The organism is Tritonibacter horizontis (genome assembly GCF_001518015.1).
Lineage (GTDB): Bacteria > Pseudomonadota > Alphaproteobacteria > Rhodobacterales > Rhodobacteraceae > Epibacterium > Epibacterium horizontis.
On record NZ_LPUY01000133.1, the window covers coordinates 1 to 11,750 of the forward strand.

The 11,750-nt window shown below is 64.1% G+C and carries 9 protein-coding genes and 1 pseudogene; 6 read left to right on the forward strand and 4 right to left on the reverse strand.

Annotated features, from left to right (window positions below; all coding sequences use genetic code 11):
- Window positions 1–65 precede the first annotated feature (65 nt).
- Complete coding sequence (gene guaD, locus TRIHO_RS20935) at window positions 66–1,355, reverse strand: guanine deaminase (protein ID WP_068248430.1); 1,290 nt, start codon at window positions 1,353–1,355, stop codon at window positions 66–68.
- 138 nt (window positions 1,356–1,493) lie between these two features.
- Here guaD and mgtE point away from each other — a divergent pair, with 138 nt between their 5' ends.
- Both mgtE and TRIHO_RS20945 read left to right on the forward strand, forming a co-directional pair.
- Entirely contained in the window at window positions 1,494–2,882 is a 1,389-nt protein-coding gene (gene mgtE, locus TRIHO_RS20940; protein ID WP_068248432.1) for a magnesium transporter, read from the forward strand.
- A 21-nt stretch (window positions 2,883–2,903) separates the two neighbouring features.
- Window positions 2,904–3,512 carry a 5-formyltetrahydrofolate cyclo-ligase gene (locus TRIHO_RS20945; RefSeq protein WP_408646207.1) on the forward strand — a complete coding sequence of 203 codons (609 nt, stop codon included), beginning with the start codon at window positions 2,904–2,906 and terminating at the stop codon, window positions 3,510–3,512.
- A gap of 48 nt (window positions 3,513–3,560) precedes the next feature.
- Here TRIHO_RS20945 and TRIHO_RS20950 read toward each other — a convergent pair whose 3' ends face one another.
- Entirely contained in the window at window positions 3,561–4,400 is an 840-nt protein-coding gene (locus TRIHO_RS20950; RefSeq protein ID WP_068248436.1) for a 2OG-Fe(II) oxygenase, read from the reverse strand.
- Between the two features lie 400 nt (window positions 4,401–4,800).
- Between TRIHO_RS20950 and TRIHO_RS20955 the strand changes: the two genes are divergently transcribed.
- The 3 genes from TRIHO_RS20955 to TRIHO_RS20965 all read left to right on the forward strand — a co-directional run bounded on the left by TRIHO_RS20955 (window position 4,801) and on the right by TRIHO_RS20965 (window position 8,209).
- A complete protein-coding gene (locus TRIHO_RS20955; protein WP_068248438.1) occupies window positions 4,801–5,622 on the forward strand; it encodes a TIGR00282 family metallophosphoesterase in 822 nt (273 codons plus the stop codon).
- 192 nt (window positions 5,623–5,814) lie between these two features.
- Window positions 5,815–7,593, forward strand: a complete 1,779-nt coding sequence (locus tag TRIHO_RS20960) for an SLC13 family permease (RefSeq protein ID WP_068248440.1) — start codon at window positions 5,815–5,817, stop codon at window positions 7,591–7,593.
- A 148-nt stretch (window positions 7,594–7,741) separates the two neighbouring features.
- Complete coding sequence (locus TRIHO_RS20965; protein ID WP_068248441.1) at window positions 7,742–8,209, forward strand: META domain-containing protein; 468 nt, start codon at window positions 7,742–7,744, stop codon at window positions 8,207–8,209.
- 79 nt (window positions 8,210–8,288) lie between these two features.
- Here the strand turns inward: TRIHO_RS20965 and TRIHO_RS20970 are convergent, their stop codons facing one another.
- Window positions 8,289–10,064: an SLC13 family permease gene (locus tag TRIHO_RS20970; protein ID WP_068248445.1), complete on the reverse strand. Its 1,776-nt coding sequence runs from the start codon at window positions 10,062–10,064 to the stop codon at window positions 8,289–8,291.
- Window positions 10,065–10,213: 149 nt separating this feature from the next.
- Here TRIHO_RS20970 and TRIHO_RS20975 point away from each other — a divergent pair, with 149 nt between their 5' ends.
- Window positions 10,214–10,954, forward strand: coding sequence for a YebC/PmpR family DNA-binding transcriptional regulator (locus TRIHO_RS20975; protein ID WP_068248446.1), 741 nt, complete (start codon window positions 10,214–10,216; stop codon window positions 10,952–10,954).
- A 196-nt stretch (window positions 10,955–11,150) separates the two neighbouring features.
- Here the strand turns inward: TRIHO_RS20975 and TRIHO_RS23995 are convergent.
- A pseudogene (locus TRIHO_RS23995) lies at window positions 11,151–11,750 on the reverse strand (hypothetical protein); the annotation flags it as partial.

Genomic DNA, 11,750 nt, shown 5'->3' on the forward strand with positions numbered 1-11,750 from the left:
GGGCAGAAGGGGGGGGCGATCCCTGAGACCGGGACCTTCAGTCACAGCCAGCCATCTTGTTGCCGTCAAACCACCTTGCGGCCGGCAATGCGCACCTCGCGGATCGCCCGGTCATCCCCCATCATCAAGGTGGGAAAGACCGCTTCCCACAGATCCTGCGCCTGCCGGGACCGCTGGGCAATCGCGGCGGTGGAGGCGAGGTCCAGCACCAGCAGATCGGCCTCCATCCCGACCGTCAGATTGCCGACCTTGTCCTCCAGATGCAGCGCCCGGGCGGAGCCTTGGGTCGCGAGCCACAACAGCTGTGCCGGATGCAGCGCCGCGCCGCGCAGCTGCGCCACCTCATAGGCGGCGGCCATGGTGCGCAGCATCGAAAAACTCGACCCGCCGCCGGTGTCTGTCGCCAGTCCGATCCGATGCCCATCGGCCATCAATCCGGCCATGTCAAACAGCCCCGACCCGATGAACGTATTCGAGGTGGGGCAATGCACAAGGCTGGCGCCGGTTTCCAGCAACCGGTCCTTTTCGCGCTGCTGCAGGTGGATCGCATGGCCAAAGACCGCGCCGTCGCGCAGCAGGCCAAACCCCTCGTAGGTGTCCAGATAGTCGCGCGCCTGCGGGAAAAGCTGCGCAACCCAGTCGATTTCGTCCAGTTGCTCGCTCAGGTGGGTCTGCATCAGACAATCGGGATGCGCAGCCCAGAGCGCGCCGAGCGCCTCCAGTTGCTCCGGCGTCGAGGTGGGCGAAAACCGTGGCGTGATCGCATAGGTCAGCCGGTCCACTCCGTGCCAGCGGCCAATCAGCGCGGCGCTGTCGTCATAGGCGCTCTGGGCGGTGTCGCGCAGGCTTTCGGGGGCGTTGCGGTCCATGCAGGTCTTGCCCGCCACCACCCGCTGGCCGCGCGCCTGGGCGGCGGTGAACAGCGCTTCGACGCTGGCGGGGTGGATGGTGCAATAGCTGGCCACCGTGGTGGTGCCACAGGCGGTGGTCAGGTCCAGATACCGGGTCGCGATCTCTGCGGCATAGGCCGGATCGCCAAACCGGGCCTCCTCGGGAAAAGTATAGGTATTGAGCCAGTCGATCAGCCGTTTGCCCCAGCTGGCGATGATGGCGGTCTGCGGATAATGGACATGGGCATCGACAAAACCGGGCAGGATCAGCTGCGTGCCGTGGTCGATCAAGCTGGCGTCGGGCAGCGCCTTTTGCAGCGCCAGCCGGTCCCCCAATGCAATGATTTTCCCACCGCGCAGACCAATCGCCTCGTGCAGTTCCACGGCGTCCTCAGGGCGGTCGGTTGCAAAGGGCGATGCCACAAAGGACAGCACCCGCCCGGCGAGAATGAGATCTTGTTCCATCTGTGCGTCACACCTGTTGTCAAATCACCTGGACACAGGATAGGCCTCCGCAGGGCCGGGGTAAATTGCTGACGAGGCGTTGTTTTACACCGGTTCGCCCCGTAAACAGTAAGATCTATAAAAACCGGAGGGCTGCGGATGACGACAGGCGAAACCACCCCCGAGACAGACGTGTCGAGCGACGACGTCTACAACCTGGATCGCAAACGGGTGGCGCAGATCCTTTTTGCGCTGGACCGCGATGACCGGGACACGCTTGTCGACCTGATGGAACCGCTGCACCCGGCGGACATCGCTGACCTTCTGGAGCAGGTCAATTCCTTTGATCGCGGGCGGTTGATCCGCCTGTACGGGCGCGAGTTCGACGGTGACATCCTGTCGGAGCTGGACGATTCCATCCGCGAAGAGGTCATCACCGCGCTGAACCCGCAGGTGCTGGCCGAAGCGGTCCGCGAGCTGGACAGCGACGATGTGGTCGACCTGCTCGAAGACCTCGAAGAACCCCAGCAAGAGGCCATCCTTGGCGCGCTGGAGGATTCCGACAGGGTCGCGGTTGAACAATCGCTGCGCTACCCGGAGAACTCTGCCGGCCGGTTGATGCAGCGCGAGGTGGTGATGGCGCCGGAACACTGGACCGTGGGCCAGGCCATTGACCACATGCGCGAGGCGGAGGATCTGCCAGAGCAATTCTATCACGTGGTGGTCGTTGACCCCCGCGTGCGCCCCATCGGGCAGGTGACGCTGGGCCGCTTGATGAGTGCGCGCCGCACCACGCCGCTGATGGATCTGCTGGAAGAGACCTTTCAGATCATTCCCGCCGATCAGGACGAGGAAGACGTGGCCTATGCCTTCAACCAGTATCACCTGATTTCGGCCCCGGTGGTTGATGACGACGGCCGCCTGGTCGGGGCGATCACCATTGACGATGCGATGATCGTGCTGGACGAAGAACACGAGGAAGACATCCTGCGCCTGGCCGGTGTCGGCGACGGCAGCCTGTCCGACAAGGTTTCCGAGACCACCAAGCAGCGCTTTCCCTGGCTGGCGGTGAACCTGGTGACGGCGATCTTTGCCTCGATGGTCATTGCCCAGTTCGAGGCGACGATTGCGCAATTCGTGGCGCTTGCGGTGCTGATGCCGATTGTGGCCTCGATGGGGGGCAATGCCGGAACGCAGTCCCTGACAGTGGCGGTGCGCGCCCTCGCGACCCGCGACCTGACCGGTGCCAACGTCTGGCGCGTCATCCGCCGCGAGGTGCTGGTGGGGCTGATCAATGGTGGTATCTTTGCCGTCGTCATGGGGATCATCGGGGTGATCTGGTTTGGCACCCCGATGCTGGGCGTGGTGATCGGTGCCGCAATGGTCATCAACCTGGTCGTCGCCGGGCTGGCGGGCACGGTGATCCCGGTTATCCTGGACCGGATCGGGGTCGACCCGGCGCTGGCCTCTGGCGCCTTTGTCACCACCGTGACCGATGTTGTGGGCTTTTTCGCCTTTCTTGGCCTTGCCGGGGCCATCTTGATCTGACCGGGCCCGCAGGGCCAGCCAATGGGAGAACTGGATATGAGCGACAGGCGCGACACGGACCAGGATCTGGCAGCCCTGAAACAGGTCAAGGCGGCGGCGCGGCAGGCGGCCTTCGTGCGCCGCAAGGGCGCTTTTGAACGTCAGCGTCCCGGCGTGGCCGGCCATCTGGCCGAGGTTCTGGCCGGCTATCGCGGCGTGCCGCTGGCGGGCTACATGGCGATCCGCACCGAAATCGACCCCCTCGCGGTGATGGCCGAAGCGGCTGCCCACGGCCCGGTGGGCGTGCCGGTGATCCAGGGGGCAGGGCTGCCGCTGGAGTTCAGCCGCTGGCACCCGGAGGGCGCGCTGCGCGACGGGCCGTTCGGCGCGCGGGTGCCGGAGGTAGATGAGTATTTCGACCCGGAGATCCTGATCGTGCCGCTGGTGAGTTTTGACCGCTCCGGCAATCGCCTGGGGTATGGCGGCGGGTTTTACGACCGCACGCTGCAGCGCCTGCGCGCCCGGCGCGCGACCCTTGCCATCGGTTTTGCCTTTGATGCGCAAGAGGCGGACCACCTGCCGCTGGAGGCCACCGACCAGCCGCTCGACATGATCGTCACCGAAAGCCGGATCATGGATTTCAAACGCTGATGCACGTCCGCACGGGGTCGCCAACAACCCCGGCGGCGCGCGTCGTGATCAAAAGCCCAGCTTTTCCAGCCGCCAGGCGAGCTTGCGGTGGATCACCGGTGGCAACAGGTCCTGCAGCAGGGCGCGTCGTGCCACCTGCCGGTCGCGCTGGTCCTTGCTGCCGGGGCGGGGTTTGAACAGCGTGGTGTGGGATTTGCGGCTGCTGTCCCAGGTCGCGGTGTAGTAATACAGCGCGATCGACATGCGCGGTTCGCCCGCCGGGTGGTTCACCGGCTCCGGGTTGCCATGCCAGCTGTCGGAGGAGGTGGAGAACATGCACATCCGATTGAACTCCGGCACGTAACTGCCTAGTTTGTTGGCCATATTCTCGTCCCAGACCTCGAAGGAGCCGCCGTAATCCGCGCGCCAGTCCTTGTTGAGGTAGATCAGCATGTTGACCCGCCGTTCCAGGTTCAGCGCCGCGTGATGGTTGAAATCCGCATGGATATCCAGATGGCCGCCATTGGCCACCACATGCACGCCACCGCCCGCGAAATAGGGATCCGGGATCAGGCCCTTGATGCCGGTGACCTCCTCCACGAAGGCCAGCACCGGACGGGAATTCAGCGCGTAAAACAGCTGCCGCGTATAGGCGGGCAGGCGCTCCGGCACGTAGGAGGTCTTCAACCGTTCCTGCGGCCGGTCATAGCTGTTTTCCGCCTCCGGCAGCTGGGTCAGCTCGGCACGCACGCGGTCCAGGATCTCGGGCGGCAGGAAATTGTCAAAGCCGCCATAGTGGAACGGGGTCTTGGACTGATACTCCGGGGCCAGGGTCTGTGCCGCCGCGCGGGCCTCTTTTGTGGACAAAAGCAGGCTATCGGGATCTAGGTTCAAAATCGGGTTGGTCATCTTCACTCTCTTGGCAGCGGCGGCGATGGGATGCGCGCCCAGGCGTCAGGGCAGGGCGTCAGGGCAAGGTCGGGGCAGGGCGTCAGGCCGGGCAAGCGTCGGGCGCAGGCAGGAAAACAGCCGCCTGATGCAAGGCTTGCCGCCTTTGGTCAAAAATGCAACGATTTTATCAACTTGCGGGAAAATGACGATCCTCCGAGCGCCGCTTTCGGCCCAATTTTTCCAACATCGTCAAACTGTTCCGGAAGAGAGAACAGTGTCGCGCGCCCCAGTCGGCGCATCGGCAATGACCCGCCCCATCCCTTTGCGGCGCCGGATGCTGTCAATTGCAGCCACGTCAAAGCGCAACGGGCGGTTTTGGCCCTTGTGGCGCGCCGCTGCAGCGCCTATCCCGTTAGCCATGCGAATTCTGTTTCTTGGCGATGTCATGGGCCGCGCGGGACGTGCGGCGATAACCGAAACCCTGCCGCGCCTGCGCGAAGACTGGCGGTTGGATTTTGTCGTGGTGAACGGCGAAAATGCCTCCAACGGGATGGGGCTTTCGGGAGAACACGCCAAGGTTTTGTTTGACGCCGGGGCGGATTGCGTCACCCTGGGCGATCATGCCTTTGATCAAAAGGACATGCTGCAATACATCGAACAGGACAGCCGCCTGGTGCGGCCGCTGAACTTTGCCAAGGGCGCGCCGGGGCGCGGGCACCGTCTGTTCACCGCGCGCGGTGGTCAAAAAGTGCTGGTTCTTCAGGTGCTTGGACAGGTCTTCATGAAGCGCGCCTTTGATGATCCCTTCGGTGCAGTCGAAGGGGTGCTGAAATCGCATCCGCGCGGCGGGCTGGCCCAGGCGATCATCGTCGATATGCATTGCGAGGCAACTTCGGAGAAAATGGCGATGGGCCATTTCTGCAATGGCAAGGCCTCGCTGGTGGTGGGGACCCACACCCATGTGCCAACCGGTGACGCGCAGATCCTTGAAGGTGGCACCGCCTATCTGACGGATGCGGGCATGTGCGGCGACTATAATTCGGTGATCGGCATGGAAAAAGCCGAACCGATGCGCCGCTTTCTGACCGGCATGCCCAAGGGGCGCTTCACCCCTGCCACGCAGCCGGCAACGCTCTCTGGGGTCTATGTGGAAACCGATGACCGCACCGGTGCGGCCAAACGGGTCGAGATGGTGCGTCAGGGCGGGTTGCTGCAACAGGCAGGACCAGAACGGCGCTGACGGGCGCCGGGTCTTGATGCCGCCAGCCGGTACCGACGCAGAAATTTTTCGCAGCTGTGGCGATGTTTCCACGGGGCGAATATCTTTTCCCACACAATCACTTGCTGACCGCAACCGGATCGGCGAAACTATGCGCTGGCTGAAGCCCCACCCCGGAGCGTGGCGGGCGCAATCCTTGGACCTGTGAATTTAATGCTTCTCTTTCAAACTGGTGATACCTGGAGCGCAATTCTGGCGCTGCTGATCGTGGTTGCGATGTTTGCCGCCTTCCTGCGCGAAACGCTCCCCACCGAGGTCGTCGCGATCTGTGGGGTTTCGGCCATGCTGATCACCGGCGTGCTGCCCTATAGCGAGGCCCTGCCGGTGCTGTCCAACCCGGCGCCCTGGACCATCGCGGCGATGTTCCTGATCATGGGGGCGCTGGTGCGTACGGGCGCGCTGGATGCCTTTACCTCGCTGGCACGCAAAAAGGCCGAGGTCAGCCCGAAGGCCGCAGTTGCGATGCTGATGCTCTTTGTGATCGTCGCCTCGGCCTTTGTGTCGAACACGCCGGTGGTGGTGGTGATGATCCCGGTCTTTATCCAGATTTCCCGCACCCTCAACGTGCCCCCGTCCAAGATGCTGATCCCGCTGTCCTACGCGGCGATCCTGGGCGGGACGCTGACGCTGATCGGCACCTCCACAAACCTGTTGGTTGATGGTGTCGCCCGCGCGCAGGGGCTGGCGGGCTTTTCGATTTTCGAGGTCACGCCGCTGGGGTTGGTGGTGGTGGCCTGGGGCATGGTCTATCTGCGATTTATCGCACCGCGCCTGCTGCCGGACCGGGACAGTATGGCGATGCTATTGTCGGACCGCTCCAAGATGAAGTTCTTTACCGAGGCGGTGATCCCCCCGGAAAGCAACCTGATCGGTCGCGCCCCCAACGGGGTCCAGCTCTTCAAACGCCCCGGCGTGCGGCTGATCGACGTGATCCGCGGCGATGACTCGCTGCGCCGCAATCTGGACGGCATCGAATTGCAGGTGGGCGACCGGGTGGTGCTGCGCACCCAGATGACCGAACTCCTCAGCCTTCAGAGCAACAAGCAATTGAAACGCGTCGATCAGGTGTCTGCCGTGGAAACCAAAACGGTCGAGGTGCTGATCACGCCGGGCTGCCGCATGGTGGGCCGGTCGCTGGGGGCGATGCGCCTGCGTCGCCGCTACGGGGTCTATGTGCTTGCGGTTCACCGGCGCAACCAGAACATCGGCGTGCAGCTTGACGATCTGGTGGTCCGGGTCGGCGACACCCTGCTGTTGGAAGGGGCGCCGGGCGATATTCAGCGCCTCGCCGCAGAGATGGACATGGCCGATGTGTCCCAGCCCACCCAGCGGGCCTACCGCCGCAAACAGGCACCGATTGCCATTGCCGGCATGATCGGCATCGTGCTGGGCGCAGCCTTCGGTCTGGCGCCGATCCTGATGCTGTCGATTCTGGCGGTGGCGCTGGTTCTGGTCACCCGCTGTATCGATGCGGACGAGGCGTTTTCTTTTGTCGATGGCCGCCTGCTGGCGCTGATCTTTTCCATGCTGGCTATCGGGGCGGCGCTGGAAAGCTCGGGCGCGGTGCAGTTGATCGTGCGCGGGATTTCTCCGGTGCTGTCGGATCTGCCGCCATTCTTTCTGGTCTGGGCGGTCTATCTCCTGACCTCGATCCTGACAGAGCTGGTGTCCAACAATGCCGTGGCGGTGGTGGTGACCCCGATTGCTGTCGGTCTGGCGCAGGCGATGGGGCTTGATCCGCGGCCGCTGGTGGTGGCGGTGATGATTGCGGCCTCCGCCTCCTTTGCGACCCCGATCGGCTATCAGACCAATATGCTGGTCTATGGTCCGGGCGGCTACAAATTCTCTGATTTCCTGCGGGTCGGTATCCCGCTGAACCTGTCGATGGGGCTGCTGGCCTCTGCGGTCATTCCGCTGATCTGGCCGCTTTAGGTCCGCTGGGTCAGGGCGCGTCAGGCGGTCCGCCGCCGGTGCGCGCCTTTCCGCCCAGCCTGCGTTTGGCGCGGAGGGCTGGCTTGTTCCCGGTCCTTGCGATCCCATCTCTTCCTATAGGCGGCAGAGGATTGGGAAGGGACACAGAATGGCACCCCGAAATTTGTTTATCGCGATGGTCTTGACGGTTGCATCGGTCATCATGCTGGGCGCGCAGGCCCGCGCCACGGAACCGGCGCAATCGGTGCTGGACAATACCATCTGGACGCTGGCGCTGATCGAGGGCGAGCCGCCGGTCGAAGGCCGCGGCGATCTGGACCTGCAGTTCGCCGATGACGGCGCCTTTGCGGTCGGTTTCGGCTGCAACCGGTTTCGCGGTCGGGCCGAAATTGGCGATGCGCAGATTGCCTTTCCAGATCAGATTGCCGGCACGATGATGGCCTGCGCCGAAGCGGTTGCCGCGCAGGAAGAACGGGTACTGGCGTTGCTGGCGGCGGTGGCGACATTCCGGGTCGAACCGGCGTCGCTGACCCTGATGGACGAGGCCGGCACCGAGATGCTGCGCTATGTCCGCACGGTGCAGACCGATGCCACCAAGGTGGACACCAGCGGTTGACAGCTGTCAACCGCGCCCGCCCGCAGCTGGGCGCCTTGTCTGGGACTTGGCCGTCAGTGCGGCCAGTGGGCCTTGGCGGTCAAAGCGGCCAGAAGAACAGGATCGCCGGGATCGACACGGCGATGACCAGGATTTCAAGCGGCAGACCCATACGCCAGTAATCGCCAAACCGATAGCCACCGGGGCCCAGCACCAGCGTGTTGTTCTTGTGTCCGATGGGGGTCAGGAAGGCAGCCGAGGCGGCCACGGCGACGGCCATCAGGAACGGATCGGGCGACACCTCCAGCGCGTTGGCCATGGATATGCCGACCGGCGCGGCAACGATGGCGGTCGCGGTGTTGTTGAGCACATCCGACAGCGTCATGGTCACCACCATCAGCGCGGTCAGGATCGCCCAGGCCGGCATGCCATGGGTCAAGGTCACCAGCGAACGGGCCAGCAACTGCGTGCCGCCAGAGCTTTCCAGCGCCTGGCCCAGCGGGATCATCGACCCCAGCAACACCACCACCGGCCATTCCACATGGTCGTAGATTTCGGCCACCGGCAGGATCTTCAGCAGCACATAGCCGATCGCCACCAGTCCCAGCCCGACCGGCAGATAGACCAGCCCGACCGAGGCCGCCGCCACCGCCGCCGCAAAAAGGCCGATGGCCCACCAGGTCTTGTCATTCGCGGTCACCGACAGGCCGCGCGCGGCCAGCGGCAGACAGCCGAGCCAATCGGTCACCGCCGTCCCATGGTCACGCGGGCACAGCACCAGCAGGATATCGCCCGGCACCACCTCGGTCTGGCGCAGGTGTTTGGTCAGCCGTTGCCCCTGGCGGGCAATCCCCAGCAGGACCGCCCCCTGACGCCAGGACAGGCCGACGCTCTGGGCGCTGCGGCCACGGATGCGGGCGTGCTCTGTCACCACCATTTCGACCAGCTCCAGCCCGTCGCCGGCCGCCTTTAGTTTTTCTTCTCGCGCCGCATCAGAGAAATCGAGGTTCAGGGTCGAGCGGAACTCGTCCAGCGCGCCCGGTGTGGCCTCCAGAACCAGCGTATCACCGACCTGCAACAGGGCGCCGCTGGCCCGGCCATACCGGCGCTTGCCATCGCGGATCAGCCCGAGGATCACCACATCCGCCTTGTCTGCATCGCTGTCCAGACTGCCCAGCCGCTTGCCGATCAGCTCAGAGCCCTCCGGCACGGTCAGCTCTGCGATATAGGGTGCCAGCTGGCTGGCGGCGGCCCCGGCAGCCTCGGACCGATCCGGGATCAGCCGCCAGCCGAACAGCGCCACAAAGGCAAGCCCCGCCGCCGCCGCCGCCAGCCCGACAGGGGCGAAATCGAACATCCGAAACGGCGCCCCCAGGGCGTCCTGGCGGATGGTGGCGATGATGATATTCGGCGGTGTGCCGATCAGCGTCGCCATGCCGCCAAGGATGGTCGCAAACGACAGCGGCATCAGGCTGCGCCCCGGCGCCCGACCGGCCTTGCGGGCGGTCTGGATATCCACCGGCATCAACAGCGCCAGCGCCGCCACGTTGTTCATAAAGGCCGACAGGATCGCCCCGACGCTGCCCATCAGCGCGATATGCGCGCCCAGGCCGCGGCTCTGATCCACCAGCGTGCGGGTGATCAGATGCACCGCCCCGGATTTCACCAATCCTGCCGAAACGATCAGCACCAGCGCCACCACCAGCGTCGCCGGATGGCCAAACCCGGCAAAGGCGGCTTCGGTCTCCACCAGGCCCAGCACCACGGCCACCATCAGGGCGGCAAAGGCCACCAGGTCATAGCGGAACCGCCCCCAGAGCAAGAGGGCGAAAACGGTCGCGAACAGGGCGAAAAGCAGGGTCTGGTCCAGTGTCATGGCGCCACTCTAGTGAACCCGGTGTCACTGGCAAGCAGAACACGCGCCGAACGACACGGCATCGGCGGCTGCAAGCCCACGCTTGAAAGCCATGGCCCTCCGGGTCTATATGGGCGCCAGTTTCACGAACTCAAAGTCAAGGATGCACCATGGCAGGCCATTCAAAATGGGCGAACATCCAGCACCGTAAAGGTCGCCAGGATGCTGCACGATCCAAACTCTTCTCCAAACTGGCCAAGGAGATCACCGTGGCCGCCAAAATGGGCGACCCGGACCCTGAAAAGAACCCGCGTCTGCGTCTGGCGGTCAAGGAGGCCAAGAGCCAGTCCGTCCCCAAGGACGTGATCGAACGCGCCATCAAGAAGGCCATCGGGGGCGACGCCGAGAATTACGATGAAATCCGCTATGAGGGCTACGGGCCCAATGGCGTTGCGGTGATCGTCGAGGCGATGACCGACAACAAGAACCGCACCGCCTCCAATGTGCGCTCGACGTTTTCCAAGAACGGCGGCAATCTGGGCGAGACGGGCTCGGTCGGGTTCATGTTCGACCGCAAGGGCGAGGTGACCTATCCCGCCGCCGTGGGCGATGCGGACACCGTGATGATGGCCGCCATCGAGGCAGGGGCGGAGGATGTCGAAAGCTCCGAGGATGGCCATTCGATCTATTGCGCCGATACCGACCTCAACGATGTCTCCACCGCGCTTGAGGCGGAGCTGGGCGAATCCGAGAGCACCAAGCTGATCTGGAAGCCCTCGACCACCACTGAACTGGACCTCGAGGGCATGCAGAAGCTGATGAAGCTGGTCGATGCGCTGGAGGATGACGACGATGTCCAGCGGGTCACCACCAACTTTGAAGCCTCCGACGAGGTCATGGCGCAGCTCTGATCGCGCCCTGCCTGACAGAGACGACAGATACAGGTCCGTTCCCGCACCCGGGACGGGCCTGTTTTTATGGCGCCTTTTAGGGCGGTCCCCCAGACCGGTTGTGACGCATCACACAGGTTTTTGGTGGTGCGTCCACAGGGTCTGGACACAGGCTTGATACAGGGACAGGCGGGTCTTGCGGCGGGCGCGCCGCGGTTCAGTCGAGGTTGCGATATTCGAGGAAATGACCGTCGGGTAGATACATCAATGTCATGCGATAGTCCCCGACGCTGTCGATGACATAACAAAAATCGTCTCCCGTTTCCTCATCGCGCGCATAAAGATAGGGCCCGGCCCCGGCGAAATCGTCGCATTGGTCCCGCACGCTCAGGTATTCCAGACTGATATAGGCGTCATCGTAGGAGCTTTCGCGTTCCGCGCCGAGGATGTTGAACCGTTCGGCGGGATCGTCGACCGCATACCAGGTGCCCTGCATCCGCTCCAGCAGCGTATCTGCCTCGGTCCAGGGGCGCGGGATGGCGCTGCGCAGGACCACATCTGCGGTACGGTCGTAAATTGCCTCCAGGTCGCCCTCGACCGTGATGGGCGCGCCGGGCCAGAGCTCCCGCAGGGTCGAGAACACATGCCCCGGCGTGCGCCCGTCATCATAGACAAAGAATTTGGTGCCGCTGGAATGAAAGCTGCAATAGCTGGCGTCGCCCTCGCTGAGACATTGCTGAAAGGTCGCGGCCTCCGCATAGGGGTCGCCGTAGGTGCCGGGCGGTTGCAGCACTGAAGCAGAGGGCAGCGGGGGCGG